Origin of the sequence: Frondihabitans sp. 762G35, from assembly GCF_002074055.1 — a bacterium.
GTDB lineage: Bacteria > Actinomycetota > Actinomycetes > Actinomycetales > Microbacteriaceae > Frondihabitans.
On sequence record NZ_CP014619.1, the window covers coordinates 1 to 17,743 of the forward strand.

Annotated in this window: 16 protein-coding genes and 2 tRNA genes; 15 read left to right on the forward strand and 3 right to left on the reverse strand. The window is 67.6% G+C overall.

Annotated features, from left to right (window positions below):
- The 10 genes from dnaA to AS850_RS00050 all read left to right on the forward strand — a co-directional run bounded on the left by dnaA (position 1) and on the right by AS850_RS00050 (position 11,473).
- Complete coding sequence (gene dnaA / locus AS850_RS00005) at positions 1-1,416, forward strand: chromosomal replication initiator protein DnaA (RefSeq protein ID WP_119867268.1); 1,416 nt, start codon at positions 1-3, stop codon at positions 1,414-1,416.
- A gap of 473 nt (positions 1,417-1,889) precedes the next feature.
- On the forward strand, positions 1,890-3,038 hold the full coding sequence (gene dnaN / locus AS850_RS00010) for a DNA polymerase III subunit beta (RefSeq protein ID WP_119867269.1): 1,149 nt from the start codon (positions 1,890-1,892) through the stop codon (positions 3,036-3,038).
- A 65-nt stretch (positions 3,039-3,103) separates the two neighbouring features.
- Complete coding sequence (gnd, locus tag AS850_RS00015) at positions 3,104-3,994, forward strand: phosphogluconate dehydrogenase (NAD(+)-dependent, decarboxylating) (RefSeq protein ID WP_119867270.1); 891 nt, start codon at positions 3,104-3,106, stop codon at positions 3,992-3,994.
- A 62-nt stretch (positions 3,995-4,056) separates the two neighbouring features.
- Positions 4,057-5,232: a DNA replication/repair protein RecF gene (gene recF / locus AS850_RS00020; RefSeq protein WP_119867271.1), complete on the forward strand. Its 1,176-nt coding sequence runs from the start codon at positions 4,057-4,059 to the stop codon at positions 5,230-5,232.
- Positions 5,229-5,738 carry a DUF721 domain-containing protein gene (locus AS850_RS00025; protein ID WP_119867272.1) on the forward strand — a complete coding sequence of 170 codons (510 nt, stop codon included), beginning with the start codon at positions 5,229-5,231 and terminating at the stop codon, positions 5,736-5,738. The genes recF and AS850_RS00025 overlap by 4 nt, the downstream gene beginning before the upstream one ends.
- Positions 5,739-5,928: 190 nt before the next feature.
- Positions 5,929-7,896 (forward strand): DNA topoisomerase (ATP-hydrolyzing) subunit B, encoded by a 1,968-nt coding sequence (gene gyrB, locus AS850_RS00030; protein WP_119867273.1) that lies wholly within the window; start codon positions 5,929-5,931, stop codon positions 7,894-7,896.
- Between the two features lie 90 nt (positions 7,897-7,986).
- A complete protein-coding gene (gyrA, locus tag AS850_RS00035) occupies positions 7,987-10,686 on the forward strand; it encodes a DNA gyrase subunit A (RefSeq protein WP_119867274.1) in 2,700 nt (899 codons plus the stop codon).
- A complete protein-coding gene (locus AS850_RS00040; protein WP_119867275.1) occupies positions 10,683-11,090 on the forward strand; it encodes a DUF3566 domain-containing protein in 408 nt (135 codons plus the stop codon). Before gyrA ends, AS850_RS00040 begins: the two co-directional genes overlap by 4 nt.
- A gap of 174 nt (positions 11,091-11,264) precedes the next feature.
- Positions 11,265-11,338, forward strand: a tRNA-Ile gene (locus tag AS850_RS00045).
- 62 nt (positions 11,339-11,400) lie between these two features.
- Positions 11,401-11,473 (forward strand) — tRNA-Ala (locus AS850_RS00050).
- Between the two features lie 209 nt (positions 11,474-11,682).
- Here the strand turns inward: AS850_RS00050 and AS850_RS00055 are convergent.
- The gene (locus tag AS850_RS00055) at positions 11,683-12,324 is read right to left on the reverse strand and encodes a hypothetical protein (RefSeq protein WP_119867276.1); all 642 of its coding nucleotides are present in this window, start codon (positions 12,322-12,324) and stop codon (positions 11,683-11,685) included.
- A 121-nt stretch (positions 12,325-12,445) separates the two neighbouring features.
- Here AS850_RS00055 and AS850_RS00060 point away from each other — a divergent pair, with 121 nt between their 5' ends.
- Together AS850_RS00060 and AS850_RS00065 are read left to right on the forward strand one after the other, a co-directional pair.
- A complete protein-coding gene (locus AS850_RS00060; protein WP_119867277.1) occupies positions 12,446-12,991 on the forward strand; it encodes a peptidylprolyl isomerase in 546 nt (181 codons plus the stop codon).
- Between the two features lie 7 nt (positions 12,992-12,998).
- Entirely contained in the window at positions 12,999-13,856 is an 858-nt protein-coding gene (locus AS850_RS00065) for a rhomboid family intramembrane serine protease (protein ID WP_119867278.1), read from the forward strand.
- A gap of 217 nt (positions 13,857-14,073) precedes the next feature.
- Here AS850_RS00065 and AS850_RS00070 read toward each other — a convergent pair whose 3' ends face one another.
- Positions 14,074-14,280, reverse strand: coding sequence for a cell division protein CrgA (locus tag AS850_RS00070; RefSeq protein ID WP_119867279.1), 207 nt, complete (start codon positions 14,278-14,280; stop codon positions 14,074-14,076).
- A 72-nt stretch (positions 14,281-14,352) separates the two neighbouring features.
- On the opposite strand from AS850_RS00070, the gene AS850_RS00075 reads away from it, so the two are divergent.
- From AS850_RS00075 to AS850_RS00080, 3 genes are read left to right on the forward strand one after another with little or no spacing between them, the layout of a single operon-like run.
- A complete protein-coding gene (locus AS850_RS00075; RefSeq protein WP_119867280.1) occupies positions 14,353-15,111 on the forward strand; it encodes a class E sortase in 759 nt (252 codons plus the stop codon).
- Between the two features lies 1 nt (position 15,112).
- Positions 15,113-15,274 (forward strand): DUF4175 domain-containing protein, encoded by a 162-nt coding sequence (locus tag AS850_RS16375; RefSeq protein WP_164088344.1) that lies wholly within the window; start codon positions 15,113-15,115, stop codon positions 15,272-15,274.
- Complete coding sequence (locus tag AS850_RS00080; protein ID WP_119867281.1) at positions 15,271-15,909, forward strand: anthranilate synthase component II; 639 nt, start codon at positions 15,271-15,273, stop codon at positions 15,907-15,909. Before AS850_RS16375 ends, AS850_RS00080 begins: the two co-directional genes overlap by 4 nt.
- A gap of 74 nt (positions 15,910-15,983) precedes the next feature.
- On the opposite strand, the gene pknB is transcribed toward AS850_RS00080, so the two are convergent.
- Positions 15,984-17,687 (reverse strand): Stk1 family PASTA domain-containing Ser/Thr kinase, encoded by a 1,704-nt coding sequence (pknB, locus tag AS850_RS00085; RefSeq protein WP_119867282.1) that lies wholly within the window; start codon positions 17,685-17,687, stop codon positions 15,984-15,986.
- Between the last annotated feature and the right edge of the window lie 56 nt (positions 17,688-17,743).

The window sequence follows — 17,743 nt, forward strand, 5'->3', positions numbered from 1 at the left end:
GTGACGACAACGACCGATCCCATCCAGGGGCTCTGGCGGTCCGTCCTGGCCAGTCTCACCACCGACGACCGCATCACCCCGCAGCTGCACGGCTTCGTCAGCCTGGTCGAGCCGAAGGGCGTCCTCGGCGGCACCCTCTACCTCGAGGTGCCGAACGAGCTGACGCGCGGGATGCTGGAGCAGCGCATCCGGGAGCCCCTCCTCGAAGCGATCTCCCGTCTCGGCGACAGCACGGTCACGAGCTTCGCCATCACGGTCAACCCCGACATCACGCCGGACACCCTGAGCCAGCCCCAGGAGCCGGCCGAGTCGAACCAGTACGTCGAGGCGCCTTTCGTGCCGGCTCCGACCGAGCCCGCCCCGGGTGCCAAGCGCAACGACTCCCGCCTGAACCCCAAGTACAGCTTCGACAACTTCGTGATCGGAGCCTCGAACCGGTTCGCGCACGCCGCGGCGGTCGCCGTCTCCGAGGCTCCGGCGAAGGCGTACAACCCGCTCTTCATCTACGGGGAATCCGGCCTCGGCAAGACGCACCTCCTGCACGCGATCGGGCACTACGCGGAGAGCATGTATCCGGGCATCCGGGTCCGCTACGTCTCCAGCGAGGAGTTCACGAACGACTTCATCAACTCGATCGCGAACAACCGCTCGAACCAGTTCCAGCAGCGCTACCGCGACATCGACATCCTCCTGATCGACGACATCCAGTTCCTGCAGGGCAAGGACAGCACGCAGGAGGCGTTCTTCCACACCTTCAACACCCTCCACGACCACGACAAGCAGCTGGTCATCACGAGCGATCTCCCGCCGAAGCACCTCACCGGCTTCGAGGACAGGATGCGCTCGCGCTTCGAGTGGGGCCTCATCACCGACGTCCAGGCCCCCGACCTCGAGACGCGCATCGCGATCCTCCGGAAGAAGGCGCAGAGCGAGAAGCTCCTCGTCCGCGACGAGATCCTCGAGTACATGGCCACGAAGGTGTCGAGCAACATCCGCGAGCTGGAGGGGACGCTCATCCGCGTCACCGCCTTCGCGAGCCTGAACCGCACCGCCGTCGACCTCAGCCTCGTGCAGACCGTCCTGAAAGACCTGATCACCCTCGACGAGGACAACGTGATCGCGCCGGTCGACATCATCAACCACACGGCCGACTACTTCAAGCTCTCCGTCGACGACCTCTACGGCTCGTCCCGCTCGCAGGCGATCGCCACGGCCCGGCAGATCGCGATGTACCTCTGCCGCGAGCTGACGAACCTCTCCCTGCCCAAGATCGGCCAGCTCTTCGGCAACCGCGACCACACGACGGTGATGTACGCGAACAAGAAGATCTCGGAGCTCATGAAGGAGCGCCGCTCGATCTACAACCAGGTCACCGAGCTCACGAGCCGCATCAAGCAGGATCACCGCTACAAGTGATTCGACGCGCCTCGGCGCCTCCCCGGCTCTCCACGACGCCTTTCCGCGGCTCCGAGAGCCCTTCGGCGATCGCAGTGGGCCTTAATGCCGACAGGTTTCCCCCAGTGTGGATAACCTGTGGAAAGTCGTGGATAACCATGGGTCGGATTGTTCACTCTTCGAGGCACCCTGTGAGTGACAGGTTTCCGGAGCCGGACCGAGACCACAGGTCGACCCCCCGGATTCCACAATCCATCAACAACTCACACGCGTGTAGTTCCCAGTGCCTGAGCGGTTATTAACACGTTATCCACACTGTGCACAACGGTTAAGACTGTTAAGACCTCTTAGAAAGAATGATTGGGAGAGACAACCTTGTGGATGGCGGAGGACGTCTCGGAGCCCCGGGTCCACCTGGAGAATTGCTGTGCCAGTATTAACCGGCCGGGCTCGATCGAGCCGTCCACGGGTGTGTTTCCGATAGGGGTCAAAGCGTGAAGTTCCAGGTCAACCGCGATGTCTTCAGCGATGCCGTGTCCTTCGCCGTCAAGCTCCTGCCCCAGCGGACGACTCTCCCGATCCTGAGCGGCGTCCTCATCGAGGCCCACGAGGGCGGGCTCACGCTCTCGTCCTTCGACTACGAGGTCTCGTCGCAGACGAACATCGTGGCCGAGGTCGACGAACCGGGCACGGTCCTCGTCTCCGGCCGGCTCCTGGCCGACATCGCGAACCGCCTGCCGAACGCCCCCGTGACCTTCACCACGGAGCAGACTCGGATCAGCGTCTCCTGCGGGTCGGCCAACTTCTCGCTCCTGAGCATGCCCGTCGAGGAGTACCCGACGCTGCCCGTCGTCGGCGAGCAGTCGGGCGTCGTCCCCGGCGACGCCTTCTCGCTCGCGGTCTCGCAGGTGGCGGTCGCCGCCTCGCGCGACGACGTCACCCCCGTCATCACCGGCGTGCAGCTCGAGATCACCGAGAACGCGCTCTCGCTCGTGGCCACCGACCGCTACCGCGTCGCCGTCCGCGGCATCGACTGGGATCCCGGCACCGCCGCGAGCACCGAGACGCTCACCGCGCTCGTCCCGGCCCGCACCCTCCAGGAGGTCGGCAAGACCTTCGGCTCGGCGTCGACCCTGTCGGTCGCCATCACCGGATCGGAGGATCGCGAGCTCATCGCGTTCCAGGCCGACAACAAGATCGTGACCTCGCTGCTCATCAAGGGCAACTTCCCGCCCGTGAAGCGCCTCTTCCCGGAGTCGGTGGAGAACTACGCGGTCATGAACACCGCCGACCTCGTCGAGGCGACGAGGCGCGTGTCGCTCGTGCTCGAGCGCGAGGCGGCACTGAGATTCACGTTCACGATCGACGGCCTCACCCTCGAGGCCATCGGAAGCGAACAGGCGCAGGCGTCAGAGTCGATCGACGCGCTCTTGACCGGAGAGGACACCGTGGTCTCGCTGAAGCCGCAGTTCCTCCTGGACGGACTGGGAGCCGTGCACTCGGAGTTCGTCCGCATCTCGTTCACCAAGACCGAGAACCCCAACAAGCCGGGGCCGGTGCTGATCACGAGCCAATCCTCGAAAGACCAGCCCGGGGCGGACAGCTACAAGTACCTCCTCCAGCCCAACCTCCTCCTGCGCTGACCGCGCACCCCGGCGAACGAGCGCCTCACCCTGACGACGCACGCTCACACGAACAAAGGATCCACATGCACATCGGCCTCATCGGTCTCGGCAAAATGGGCAACAACATGCGTGCTCGCCTTCGTGCGCACGACATCGAGGTGACCGGCTACGACAACAACCCGGCCGTCTCCGACGTCGCGAGTCTCAAAGACCTCGCCGCGGCCCTCCCGGCACCCCGCATCGTCTGGGCCATGGTCCCGTCCGGTCCCATCACCGCCGGCGTGATCAAGGAGCTCTCCGAGGTCCTGTCCGAGGGCGACATGGTCATCGACGGGGGCAACTCGAAGTTCACCAGCGACTTCGACAACGAGAAGCTCCTCTCCACCAAGGGCATCAACTACGTCGACGCCGGTGTCTCCGGCGGCGTCTGGGGCCTCGAGAACGGCTACGGCCTGATGGTCGGCGGCAGCGACGAGAACATCGCGACCGCGATGCCGATCTTCGACGCGCTCCGCCCCGAGGGCCCGCAGGCCGAGGGCTTCGTGCACGTCGGCCCGACCGGCGCCGGCCACTACGCCAAGATGGTCCACAACGGCATCGAGTACGCCATCATGCAGGCGTACGGCGAGGGCTTCGAGCTCCTCGAGACCAAGAAAGACCTGATCAAAGACGTCACGGGCACCTTCAAGGCCTGGCAGCGCGGCACGGTCGTCCGCTCCTGGCTGCTCGAGCTGCTCGTGCTCGGCCTCGAACAGGACCCGTCGTTCGAAGACATCTCGGGCTACGTCGAGGACTCCGGCGAGGGTCGCTGGACCCTCGAGGAGGCCATCGACAACGCCGTGCCGATGCCGGCCATCAGCGCCTCGATCTTCGCGCGCTTCGTCTCCCGCCAGGGCGACGGGTCGCCGACGATGAAGGCCGTCGCCGCGCTCCGCAACCAGTTCGGCGGCCACGCGGTCAAGAAGGCCGACTAGCCACAGCGCCAGGGCCCACGGCTGGCAGCCATCGGGTTGCCAGCCAGGCCGGAGGGGCCCGCGTGCGAGTACTGCATCTCAGTCTGACCGACTTCCGGAACTACGCGTCCGCGGAGGTCGCGTTCGCGCGCGGGCCCAATCTTTTCGTCGGCCGGAACGGCCAGGGCAAGACCAACCTCGTCGAGTCGCTCGGCTACCTGGCCACCCTCGGGTCGCACCGGGTCTCGAGCGACGCGGCCCTCATCCGGCAGGGTGCCGACTCGGCGATCGTCCGGGCGCGGCTGGAGAGCGCCGAGCGCGATCTGCTGGCCGAGGTGCAGATCAACCGGTCGTCGCCGAACCGCGCACAGATCAACCGGGGCGCGATCAAGCCGCGCGAGCTTCCGCGCTACTTCTCCAGCGTGCTCTTCGCTCCCGAGGACCTCGCGCTCGTCCGCGGCGAGCCCGGCGGCCGACGCCGGTTCCTCGACGAACTGCTCGTGGCGCGGAACCCGAGACTCAGCGGAGTCCTCGCGGACTACGAGCGGGTCCTGCGCCAGCGCAACACGCTCCTCAAGTCGGCCCGCGCCTCCCGGGTCCCCGCCGACAAACTCTCGACCCTCGACATCTGGGACGACCGCCTCGTCGCGCTCGGCAGCGAGATCATCGCCTCGCGCGACGCCCTGGTCGCGGCGCTCGGCCCCCGGGTCGCGGAGAGCTACGCCTCGGTCGCCGGCGACGACCACCGCGCGACCCTGTCGACCGTGGTGAGCATCCGCGGCGGCCGCGACGGCGGAGTCCGCGACGACGACGACCAGATCGACGAGGGGCAGGAGCCGCTGGCCGTCCCCGAGATCGCCCCGCTCTTCCGCGAGGCCCTGGCCCGGGTGCGTCCCTCGGAGCTCGACCGCGGAGTGACGCTCGTCGGCCCGCACCGCGACGACCTGTTCCTCTCCCTCAACGGCCTGCCGGCGCGCGGCTACGCGAGCCACGGCGAATCGTGGTCGTTCGCGCTCGCCCTCAAGCTCGGATCGGCCGCCGTCCTGCGAACCGACTCCGTCACCGGGGATCCCGTGATCGTCCTCGACGACGTGTTCGCCGAGCTCGACCGATCGAGGCGCGAGCGCCTCGCCGACGCCGTGGCCGACTACGAGCAGGTGCTCATCACGGCGGCGGTCGAGGAGGACGTCCCCGAGCGCCTGGCCGCGCACACCGTGCGGATCTCCAAGGGGACCATCGTCGAGGAGCCGAACCCGTGACTCCTGCCCGCCCCCGCAACGACGACGACAACGAAGCCCAGCGCGTCTACCTCCGGTTCCGTCGCGTCTTCGGCGACGCGACGTCGCGATCGCGCGACGGCCGGCGCCGGATCGCCCGCGCAGGAGCCCCGAGCCAACCCTTCGGCAACGGCCGCGATCCCAAGGGCATCGCCGACGTGATCCTCGGGGTGACGACGGAACTCGGCTGGAACTCCACCCTCGCCCAGTCCGACCTGATGACCGCGTGGCCCGAGATGGTCGGCCAGGAGCTCGCCGAGCACTCGATCCCGGTCGGCATCGAAGACGGCACGCTCACTGTCCAGTGCGACTCGACGGCGTGGGCGACGCAGCTCCGCTTGATGCGCGCGCAGGTGACGACGAGCATCATGGCGACCTACCCCGAGGCGGGCATCCAGTCGATGCGTTTTCTGGGGCCCAACGCCCCGACCTGGAAACGCGGCCCCAGATCGGTCCCAGGGCGCGGTCCGCGCGATACTTACGGTTGACAAGGGTGATTCGGTCACTGGGGCCGGGAAAATCCCTCTGAGGGCGTATTTCGCCCCGTCGCCGAGCCTCCTGCGGTAGACTCGTAAGGTCGTCCAGGGGCTCGGAACCGCCTGCTTCGCATCATCGGCAGCGCGGTCGGCGGAGCCGTGTTCGACGTCACGAGAAGAACCGGCAGGAGCCACACAACTGATGTCACCGAATTCGCCAGACGGTACCGACCACTCCTACGAAGCAAGCGACATCCAGGTCCTCGAGGGTCTCGAAGCCGTTCGCAAGCGACCGGGCATGTACATCGGCTCCACCGGGCCCCGCGGTCTGCACCACCTCGTCCAGGAGATCGTCGACAACTCGGTCGACGAGGCGCTGGCCGGCTACTGCGACACGATCCACGTGACCATGCGCGCCGACGGCGGCATCCGCGTCACCGACAACGGCCGTGGTATCCCGGTCGACATCCACCCGATCGAGAAGAAGTCGACGGTCGAGGTCGTCATGACGGTCCTCCACGCCGGTGGCAAGTTCGGCGGCGGCGGCTACGCCGTCTCCGGCGGTCTCCACGGCGTCGGCTCGTCCGTGGTCAACGCCCTCTCGACCGAGCTCGACGTCGAGGTCCACCGTCAGGGCGCCGTCTGGCGGCAGAGCTTCACCGACGGTGTCCCGGTCGCGCCGCTCGCCAAGGGCGAGGACGCCTCCGACACCGGCACGACGACGACCTTCTGGCCCAACGCCGAGATCTTCGAGACCGTCGAGTTCGACTACGAGACCCTGCGATCGCGGTTCCAGCAGATGGCGTTCCTCAACAAGGGGCTGCGCATCACGCTCACCGACGAGCGCCCGGTCGAGGAGGGCGAGCCGCCGCACGCCGACTACCTCTACGAGAAGGGCCTCGTCGACTACGTCGAGTACCTCAACGCGTCGAAGAAGAACGAGGTCGTCCACGAGGACGTCATCGCGTTCGAGGCCGAAGACCTCGAGCGCCACATGGCCCTCGAGGTCGCGATGCAGTGGAACACCTCCTACACCGAGAGCGTCCACACTTACGCGAACGTCATCAACACGCACGAGGGCGGCACCCACGAAGAGGGCTTCCGTGCGGCGCTGACGACGGTGGTCAACAAGTACGGCCGCGACAAGGGCCTCATCAAGGAGAAAGACGACAACCTCTCCGGCGAGGACGTCCGCGAGGGCCTCACGGCGGTCATCTCGATCAAGCTCAGCGAGCCGCAGTTCGAGGGCCAGACGAAGACGAAGCTCGGCAACACCGAGGCGAAGTCGTTCACGCAGCGCGTGGCTTTCGAGCAGCTCAACGACTGGTTCGACCGCAACCCCAAGCAGGCCCAGTCGGTCATCAAGAAGGGGCTGTCCGCGCAGGCGGCCCGCCTCGCCGCCCGCAAGGCCCGCGACCAGACCCGCCGCAAGGGCGTCCTCGAGTCGAACGGCATGCCGGGCAAGCTGAAGGACTGCCAGTCCAAAGACCCCGCGCTGAGCGAGATCTTCCTCGTCGAGGGCGACTCGGCCGGCGGCTCCGCGGTCCAGGGTCGCAACCCCGAGACGCAGGCGATCCTCCCGCTCCGCGGCAAGATCCTCAACGTCGAGAAGGCGCGGCTCGACCGGGCCCTCGGCAACAACGAGGTCCAGGCGATGATCAAGGCGTTCGGCGCCGACATCGGCGACGACTTCGACCCCGACAAGGCCAGGTACCACAAGATCGTCCTGATGGCCGACGCCGACGTCGACGGCCAGCACATCACGACGCTCCTGCTGACCCTGCTGTTCCGCTACATGCGTCCGCTCATCGACCTCGGCTACGTCTACCTTGCCATGCCGCCGCTGTTCAAGCTCAAGTGGTCGAACGCGCCCCATGAGTACGTCTACAGCGACCTCGAGCGCGACGCACTGGCCGCGGCCGGCCGCGCCGAGGGCAAGCGCCTGCCGAAAGACAACGGGATCCAGCGCTACAAGGGTCTCGGCGAGATGGACTACAAGGAGCTCTGGGAGACCACGATGGACCCCGAGACCCGCACCCTCCGTCAGGTCACACTCGACGACGCGGTTGCGGCCGACGCCATCTTCAACACGCTCATGGGCGAGGACGTCGAATTGCGACGCAACTTCATCCAGCAGAACGCGAAAGACGTTCGCTTCCTCGACATCTGATCCGCGGCCCGGTCTCCTCCTGACGAGGCGGACCGGCCGCCCAGGCCGTGAGCAGGACGCTCGGGGCCGGCTACAGAAAGAACACACACGATGGCAGACGACACCGACGACACCACCGACGGCCTTCCCGAGGGTGTCGAGCCCCGAGCCGGTGCTGGCGACAAGAACTGGGCGGCGGCGCTGAAGCGCGACAGCATCGAGGCGGTCGACCTCCAGCTCGAGATGCAGCGCTCCTACCTCGACTACGCGATGAGCGTCATCGTCGGGCGCGCGCTCCCCGAGGTGCGGGATGGCCTCAAGCCGGTGCACCGCCGCGTGATCTACGCGATGTACGACGGCGGCTACCGCCCCGACCGCGCCTTCTCGAAGTGCGCGCGCGTCGTCGGCGAGGTGATGGGTAACTTCCACCCCCACGGCGACTCGGCCATCTACGACGCTCTCGTCCGGCTGGTCCAGCCCTGGAGCCTGCGCTACCCGCTCGCGCTCGGCCAGGGCAACTTCGGCTCGCCCGGCAACGACGGCGCGGCCGCCCCCCGGTACACCGAGACGAAGATGGCGCCGCTCGCCCTCGAGATGGTCCGCGACATCGACGAAGACACCGTCGACTTCCAGGACAACTACGACGGGCGCACGCAGGAGCCCGCGATCCTGCCGGCCCGCTTCCCGAACCTCCTGGTCAACGGGTCCGTCGGCATCGCCGTCGGCATGGCCACGAACATCCCGCCGCACAACCTCCGCGAGGTCGCGTCGGGTGCCCAGTGGTACCTGGAGAACCCCGAGGCGAACCGCGAGGAGCTCCTCGAGGCGCTCATGCAGCGGATCAAGGGCCCGGACTTCCCGACCGGGGCCCAGATCCTCGGCGTCCGCGGGATCCACGACGCTTACCGCACCGGCCGCGGCTCCATCACGATGCGCGCCGTCGTCAACGTCGAGGAGATCCAGGGTCGCACCTGCCTCGTCGTCACCGAGCTGCCGTACCAGGTCAACCCCGACAACCTCGCGATCAAGATCGCCGACCTCGTCAAGGAGGGGCGCGTCGCCGGCATCGCCGACATCCGCGACGAGACCTCCGGCCGCACCGGCCAGCGCCTCGTCATCGTGCTCAAGCGCGACGCCGTCGCGAAGGTCGTCCTGAACAACCTCTACAAGCACACCTCCCTCCAGGAGAATTTCGGCGCCAACATGCTGGCGATCGTGGACGGCGTGCCCCGCACCCTCCCGCTCGACGGATTCATCACCGCCTGGGTCGACCACCAGATCGAGGTCATCGTCCGCCGGACGCAGTTCCGGCTGCGGAAGGCGGAGGCGGACGCTCACATCCTGCGCGGCTACATCAAGGCCCTCGACGCCCTCGACGAGGTGATCGCCCTCATCCGTCGGTCGCCCACCGTCGACGAGGCCCGCACCGGCCTCATCGAGCTGCTCGACATCGATGAGCTCCAGGCCAACGCGGTGCTCGCGATGCAGCTGCGTCGCCTCGCGGCCCTGGAACGCCAGAAGATCCAGGACGACCACGACGAGCTCGAGCGCAAGATCCTCGACTTCCAGGACATCCTCGCCAAGCCCGAGCGTCAGCGGACCATCGTCAGCACCGAGCTCCAGGAGATCACCGACAAGTTCGGAGACGAGCGCCGCACCGAGATCATGTTCGGCTTCGACGGCGACATGAGCGTCGAAGACCTCATCCCCGAGGAGGAGATGGTCGTCACGCTCACGCGCGGCGGCTACATCAAGCGCACCCGCAGCGACAACTACCGCTCGCAGCACCGCGGCGGCAAGGGTGTCAAGGGAGCTCAGCTCCGAGCCGACGACGTGGTCGAGCACTTCTTCGTCACGACGACGCACCACTGGCTGCTCTTCCTCACCACGAAGGGCCGGGTCTACCGCGCCAAGGCCTACGAGCTGCAGGAGGCGGGCCGCGACGCCAAGGGACAGCACGTCGCGAACCTCCTCGCCATGCAGCCCGACGAGGAGATCTCGCAGGTCCTCGACATCCGCGACTACGAGGTGGCCGACTACCTCGTGCTCGCGACGCGCGGTGGCCTGATCAAGAAGACCGCTCTCACGGAGTACGACACGAACCGCACCGGCGGCATCATCGCGATCAACCTCCGCGACGACGACGAGCTCGTCTCCGCGCTCCTCGTCGACGAGCACGACGATCTCCTGCTCGTCTCGCGTCACGGCATGTCCCTGCGATTCACCGCCGACAACGAGTCGCTGCGTCCGATGGGTCGCTCGACCTCCGGCGTCAAGGGCATGAACTTCCGCGGCGACGACACCCTCCTCTCGGCCTCGGTCGTCGGCGACGAGGGCTACGTCTTCGTCGTCACGGAGGGCGGCTACGCCAAGCGCACGGCCGCGGACCAGTACCGCGTGCAGAACCGCGGCGGCCTCGGCATCAAGGTCGCCAAGCTGGCCGAAGCGCGCGGCGACCTGGCCGGCGCGATGATCGTCACGGAAGACGATGAGGTCCTGGTCGTCCTCTCGTCGGGCAAGGTTGTCCGCTCCGCGGTCGCCGAGGTCCCCGCCAAGGGTCGCGACACGATGGGCGTCGTCTTCGCCCGGTTCGCCAACGACGACCGCATCATCGCGGTCGCACGCAACAGCGAGCGCAACCTCGAGGTCGCCGACGCCGATAGTGTCTCTGAAGACACGGTCTCCGTCACCGCCGAAGATGCTTCTCCAGAGGGAAGCGCAACCACTCCCGCGGATGAGATCGTTGAGGGCACCGAGCCCGACAACGGCACCACGGGGGAGCCGGCCGGAGAGGACGAGACCGAAGAATGACAACCGTCGCGGAGAAACTGCAGAGCAAGGCCAAGAAATCGGTCGGGACGAAACAGGTCCGTCTGAAGCTCGTCTACGTCGACTTCTGGTCGGCCGTGAAGCTGTCGTTCCTGATCGCGCTCGCCATCGGCATCGTGACGGTCGTGGCGACGTTCCTGGTCTACGTGATCCTGGCCCGGCTCCAGATCTTCTCGACGGTCGACACCCTCCTGCAGGAGGTCCTCGGCGACAGCCGGTTCACCCTGCAGGACACCCTGTCGATCGGCCAGGTCATGCTCTTCGCGATGATCGTCGCCATCCTCAACGTGGTCATCGGCACGGTGCTCGGTGCCATCGCCGCGGTGCTCTACAACCTGAGCGTCCGTATCACGGGCGGCCTGCTCGTCGGCTTCACGAACAACTAGCGCGCGCGTCGCGCTCTCGCCACGCGCGCGCCACGCGCGCCTCGCCGAATGGACAGGTGTCGTCGCTTTTCGGCCGGAAAGCGTCGGCGCCCGTCCACTCGGCGAGGGCACAGGGCAGGAGCCGCGGCCGATTGGGTAGATCAGGCCGGATACGGTACTGTCTTATTCGGTCCCGGGGCTATAGCTCAGGCGGTTAGAGCGCTTCGCTGATAACGAAGAGGTCATAGGTTCAAGTCCTATTAGCCCCACTCCCGGAACACGTCGCACGCCTCTCGAGGCACACGAGAACACTGTCGGCAGACCGACGCACGGGGCCTTAGCTCAGTTGGTAGAGCGCCTGCTTTGCAAGCAGGATGTCAGGAGTTCGATTCTCCTAGGCTCCACGTGTTCGAAGGCCCCCGCGGGGGCCTTCTTTCCGTTGGGGGACGGCCTCTTCAGCGTGACGCCGACGGCGTCACGCGTGGCTCCACCGATGCGTGCGGGCTGATGCCGTGATACTCCGCGCCGTGAGGTCGGCGCGTGAGCGCGGGGGCAAGCGCAACGGCCCGCCTGCTCGGGGGAGCGGACGGGCCGTGAGCGCCGAAGGGGGGTGCTACTTCGCGGTGGTGGACTCGTCGTCGTCGGCCACCCAGAGCTCGTCGTCGGCCCGGAGCGTCTGGACGGCGGCGAAGACCAGCGCGCCGAGGCCCACGACACCGAGGACGATGAGGAAGACGCCGCCGGGACCGATGCCCGAGCGACGGCTCTTCTTGTAGGCGTGGACGGTCTTGGCGACCTTCGCCGTTGCACGGGGGTGCTTCGCAGCGGTCCGGGCGGCCTTCTTGAGCGCCTTGCGCTTGGCCTTCTTGCTGAGCTTCTTGCCGTCCTTGACGAGACCCTGGCCCTGGCTCACCAGGTTCTTGACGCGGGGGTCGTCGGCGAGATCGCCGAGGGCACTGCCGGCGATCGCCGAGCTGACGGCGGGAGCGACGTCGTTGACGAGGCGGTCCTTGGCGTGGGTCGCGGCGACGCTGGCGTTGGCGACACCGGTGGAGACGGCGGGCTTGACCTGCTTCTCGTAGGCGGCGCGCACGCGGGGGGCAACGTCGTTGACGGCGATGGAGGCCGCCTCGGATCCGGCGTTCTGCCAGAAGTCCTTGGAGTGGCTGAGGAGCTCGCGCTGCTCGCTCCAGATCCCGGCGGCTTCGCCTCGAAGCTTCTTCAACTCGCGTGTGCGCTTGCGTGACGTGCCCATGTGCTCTCCTTCGTGGATTCTGCGACGATGCACCCATCCTGGCACGGGCTCCCCTGGCAGGTCACAGGATGTCGACTGGGGGACGACTGAATCCCGGATGCGCTGTGAAAGAATCGAACACATGTCTACGCACACCGCTGTCGCTACGATCACCACGAACCTCGGCACCATCAAGGTCGATCTCTACGGCAACCACGCCCCCAAGACCGTCGCCAACTTCACCGGTCTCGCGACCGGCACCATCGAGTGGACCCACCCCGCGACGGGCAAGGTCTCCACCGACAAGCTCTACGACGGAATCGTCTTCCACCGCATCATCCCCGACTTCATGATCCAGGGCGGCGACCCGCTCGGCCAGGGCGTCGGCGGCCCCGGCTACAACTTCGACGACGAGATCCACCCGGAGCTCACCTTCCAGGAGCCCTACGTCCTCGCCATGGCGAACGCCGGCACCCGCGGCGGCAAGGGCACCAACGGCTCGCAGTTCTTCATCACGACCGTGCCCACCCCCTGGCTGCAGGGCAAGCACACCATCTTCGGCACCGTCTCCGACGCCGAGTCGAAGAAGGTCGTCGACGCGATCCAGGCCGTCCCCACCGACGGCCGCGACAAGCCCCTCGACGACGTCGTCATCGAGACCGTCGTCATCGACGAGGTCGGTGCCTGACCCTCACGTGACGACTCCACCCGTCTCCACCGATAACTACTGCTACCGCCACCCCGACCGGCAGAGCTTCGTGCTCTGCCAGCGGTGCGGGCGCACCATCTGCGGACAGTGCCAGACCCCGGCCCCGGTCGGGGTCCACTGCCCGGAGTGCGTGCGCGAGGCCCGGGGCAACGCCCCGCGCATCCGGCCGCAGTCGGTGACGGCCGTCCGCTCGATGGTCTCGTCGGGCGGGCCGGTCGTGACGTACGCGATCATCGCCGTCACGGTGGTGATCTGGCTCGCGCAGCTCTTCTCGCGCGGGTTCGTCACCAACGCGCTGCTCTTCTACACGCCGGCGGCCCTCGTGGAGCCGTGGCGGATCGTCACGGCGCTCTTCGTGCACAATACGTCGCTGCCGTCGGGCGTTCTCCACATCGGCTTCAACATGTACTCGCTGTTCATCTTCGGATCGATCCTCGAGCAGCAGTTGGGCCGGGCCCGCTTCGCCGCGCTCTACTTCCTGAGCGGGATCGGCGGCTCGCTGGCCGTGGCGCTCCTCGCCCCGGGTACGGCGGTGATCGGGGCATCCGGCGCGATCTTCGGTCTGCTCGGTGCGTTCTTCGTGATCCAGAGGCACCTGGGCGGCCAGTCCGTCCAGATCCTCGTCCTGGTGGCGCTCAACCTCGCCATCGGCTTCTTCGTCCCCGGCATCGCGTGGCAGGCGCACGTCGGCGGTGTCGTCGTGGGCGCGCTGGTCGCCCTGCTCCTCATGCGCACTCGGCACCGGTCCAAGACACCGCTCCAGGCGGCAGGCCTCGTCGGAGCCGCGGTCGTGCTCGTCGCGGCCATCCTGCTCCGGTCGGCGTCGCTCCTCGGGGTTCTCTGAGACCTCGAGCGCAGGAGCCCCGGGCCGGTCGTCGCACGACGACCGGCCTTCGTCGTCCCGCAGAAGCCCCCGATCGGCGGCCCGCCGCGACCTGACCACCGGCTTAAAAGGGTACGGAGTTATCCACAGGTGAGTCCACATTGGGGATAGTTACACCCGTGTAAGACACCCCGTTATGGGTGAGTGACACCCGGGTCTCGAGGCGCTAAGGCCTCGTTCAGCGCCACCGGGTGGTCATGATGAAACCGATGAACATGATGCCGAAGCCGATGGCGATGTTCCACGCGCCGAGGCCGGGAACGGGAAGGGCGCTCTGGCTCACGTAGTAGACGATGATCCAGGCGAGGCCCAGGAGCATCAGACCGAACATGATCGGCTTGAACCAGACGGGATTGGGCGCTGTCGTCTTCTTCTCGGTGGCCATGCCCAGAAGTGTAGCGGCTGGGGCCCTGTGGACAACCTGCTCGACCCCGCCCGACGCCCGTACAATCGACCCATGACCGACGATCCTCCCCTTCGTCCGCGCCGTCGCGGGCGCCGCACGTCGGTGGTCGGGGTCCTCGGCGAGATCCTCATCACCCTCGGCGTGATCGTGATGCTGTTCATCGGGTGGCAGCAGTGGTTCAACGACATCGTGGTCTCCGGCCAGAACCGCGACGAGGCGTCGAAGATCAGCGAGTCGTTCCACGCGTCGGCCGCTCCCACGACGAAGCCGAGCTCGAACGGCGACTACGGCACCCCGGCTGTCCTCGCCGCCCCCAAAGAAGACGAAGCGTTCGGAGTCCTCTACGTCCCGCGCTTCGGAGCCGACTACAAGGTCCCCATCGCCGAGGGCACCACGACGAGCGGCGTTCTCGATACGGGTGACGCCGGCCACTACGACACCACTCAGATGCCCGGAGCCGTCGGCAACTTCGCCATCGCGGGTCACCGCACGACGCACGGTGCCCCGTTCGGCTCCATCGCCGACCTGCGGGTCGGCGACCACCTCTACGTGCAGACCAAGGACGGCTACTACACGTACACGTTCCGCAACCTGCAGTACGTCAAGCCGACGCAGGTGCAGGTGCTCCAGCAGGTGCCCGACGCCCCCGACGTCGCGGCGTCCTCGACCGATCGCCTGATCACCCTGACGAGCTGCAACCCGAAGTTCTCGGCAGCCGAGCGCATCATCGCCTTCGGGGTCTACACCTCGTGGCAGCCGCTCTCGGCGGGCGCCCCCGCGGAGATCGCCAAGACGGTGGGGAAGGCCTGACGTGTACGCAGCCCTCTGGCGCATCCTGCCCGGCCCCTGGTGGGTGCGGGTCCTCCTTCTCGTGATCCTCGCAGCGGCGGTCCTCTACGCTCTCGTGACCTGGGTCTTTCCTCTCGCGGATTCGTTCATCAATTCGCCCAACGTGACGGTGGGTTCCTCATGACGCGCATTCTCGTCATCGACAACTACGACAGCTTCGTCTACACGCTGAACGGCTACCTGCAGCAGCTGGGCGCCGAGACCGAGGTCGTCCGCAACGACTCGTTCGACGGCCGAGACGCTGCGGCGCGGATCGCCGACTACGACGGCGTCCTTCTGTCACCCGGCCCGGGCACGCCCGCCGCGGCGGGTGTCTCCGTCGAGGTCGTGCACGCCGCCCTCGAGAACGACACGCCCCTGCTCGGAGTGTGTCTCGGGCACCAGGCGATCGCGGAGGCGCTCGGGGCGACCGTCACGCACGCGGAGGAGCTCATGCACGGCAAGACCTCGCGCATCACCCACGACGACAGCGCCTTCTACGCCGGCGTCCCTCAGCCCTTCCTCGCCACGCGCTACCACTCGCTCGCGGTCGTCACCGACACGGTTCCCGACGAGCTCGAGGTCACGTCGCAGACCGAGGGCGGCGTCATCATGGGGCTCCGCCACCGCGAGGCTCCGGTCTACGGGGTCCAGTTCCACCCCGAGTCGGTTCTGACCGAGGGCGGCTACACGATGATCGGCAACTGGCTCGGCGTCGCAGGGCTTCCCGAGGCCGCGGTGACGGCCCGAGGGTTGAGCCCGCTGCTCAACCTCGGCTGAGCGCGACCCGCGAGCCGCGACCAGCGAACCGCGACCAGCGCCCGGTGACTCGGGCCCCGCGGTCGACGTGAACCCTACGGGGCGCTGCAGACGCCGAGCGTGATCGCCGAGTGCTGCGACGTCTCGCCGACGGGGAGAGACTGCGACGACACGACGCCGCCCTGGCAGGAGAGATCCTGCGTGGCGTTGACCAGGAGCCCCAGGGTCGACAGCGTCTGCGTGGCCTCGCTGATCGACTTCGTGGTGACGTCGGGGACGTAGACCTGGCCCGTCGAGACGACCAGGTTGACCGTCGAGCCGACGGGTGCCGTGGCTCCTGACGCGGGCGACGACGAGAGGACGACTCCCGCCGGGGCGTCCTTGTCGTCGGTCTGGGTGACGGAGCCCTCCTTCAGCCCGAGGGCCCGGATCTGACTCCAGGCGGTCGCCGTGTCTTTGCCGGCGACGTCGGGCATGCTCACGGTCGGCGGCCCGCTGGAGACGTAGACGGTGATGCTGTCGTTGGGCGACACGCTCGTGCCCGCCGCCGGACTCGTCTTGACGATGGAACCCTCGCGCACGGTGGTGTTCGCCTGATCGGTCCGCTCCGGCACGAGCTTGAGGTCGGTCAGCTTCTTCTGGCCGGCAGACCACGTCTGGCTGGTCAGATCGGGCACGGCGATGCCCTGGGTCGGCAGCTTGATCGGAGTCAGATGACCGACCCAGAAGACGACCGCCACGATCACGATCGCCACGAGGACGATGCCGGCCCAGATCCACGCCACGGGGGGACGGGTCTGGGTGCGGTTCGGACGGCTGGCGGCCGTCGTGGTCAGCTCCTTGACGGTGCCCTCGGACCCGGCGGCGGCGCGCGGATCGACCCCGAAGAGCGTCGACTCGGAGACGTCGCGGTGGATCTTGCGCGCGGGGAGGTGGCCGGCTCCTGCGTCGACGACGTCGTTGCGGAACTCGGCGGCGCTCTGGAACCGATCGAAGCGGGTCTTCGCGAGGGCGTGCAGCGTGACCGCGTCGAGGGCGGGCGAGACGGCAGGATGCAGGACGCTCGGCGGCACCGGCGGCTCGCTCACGTGCTGGTACGCCACGGCCACGGGCGACTCGCCCCGGAAGGGCGGGCGCCCCGTCAGCAGCTCGAACAGCACGACGCCCGTCGAGTAGAGGTCGGAGCGCGCGTCGACGGTCTCGCCGCGGGCCTGCTCTGGGCTGAAGTACTGCGCGGTGCCGAGGATCGCCGTCGTCTGAGCGACGGTCGCGGCGGAGTCGGAGACGGCACGCGCGATCCCGAAGTCCATCACCTTCACCTGGCCCGAGTGGGTCAGCATGACGTTGCCGGGCTTGATGTCGCGGTGGACCACGCCCGCTCGATGTGAGTATTCGAGTGCGGTGAGGATGCCCTCGGTGATGCGGACCGCCTCTTTCGAGTCGACGGGGCCCTCCGCGATGATGTCCTTCAGCATCCGGCCCTCGACGTACTCCATGACGATGTAGGGCACGAGGACGGTGTTGCCGCCGGCGTCGCGGGTGGACTCCTCGCCGGCGTCGAAGACGCGGACGATGGTCGGGTGGGCCATGCGCGCAGCGGCCTGCGCCTCCTGCCGGAAGCGGGTGCGGAACGCGGGATCGGTCGCCAGCTGCGACTTCATCAGCTTGATGGCCACCTGGCGGCCCAGCCGCGAGTCGGTGCCCATGTAGACGTTGGCCATGCCGCCGTGACCGATCAGATGCCCGATCTGGTATCGGTTGGCGAGGAGGCTGATCCCCTCGGTCACGCCTTCAGCCACGAATGTCTCCCAAAATGCCACGGTCCCGCCCAGTGTACCGGGACGGGACCTGAGGG

Excerpts from the sequence above, each read along its gene's own strand:
- gnd (WP_119867270.1), top strand. The coding sequence starts at position 3,104 with ATGCACATCGGCCTCATCGGTCTCGGCAAAATGGGCAACAACATGCGT.
- gyrB (WP_119867273.1), top strand. The coding sequence starts at position 5,929 with ATGTCACCGAATTCGCCAGACGGTACCGACCACTCCTACGAAGCAAGC.
- gyrA (WP_119867274.1), top strand. The coding sequence starts at position 7,987 with ATGGCAGACGACACCGACGACACCACCGACGGCCTTCCCGAGGGTGTC.
- AS850_RS00040 (WP_119867275.1), top strand. The coding sequence starts at position 10,683 with ATGACAACCGTCGCGGAGAAACTGCAGAGCAAGGCCAAGAAATCGGTC.
- AS850_RS00055 (WP_119867276.1), bottom strand. The coding sequence starts at position 12,324 with ATGGGCACGTCACGCAAGCGCACACGCGAGTTGAAGAAGCTTCGAGGC.
- AS850_RS00060 (WP_119867277.1), top strand. The coding sequence starts at position 12,446 with ATGTCTACGCACACCGCTGTCGCTACGATCACCACGAACCTCGGCACC.
- AS850_RS00070 (WP_119867279.1), bottom strand. The coding sequence starts at position 14,280 with ATGGCCACCGAGAAGAAGACGACAGCGCCCAATCCCGTCTGGTTCAAG.
- AS850_RS00075 (WP_119867280.1), top strand. The coding sequence starts at position 14,353 with ATGACCGACGATCCTCCCCTTCGTCCGCGCCGTCGCGGGCGCCGCACG.
- AS850_RS00080 (WP_119867281.1), top strand. The coding sequence starts at position 15,271 with ATGACGCGCATTCTCGTCATCGACAACTACGACAGCTTCGTCTACACG.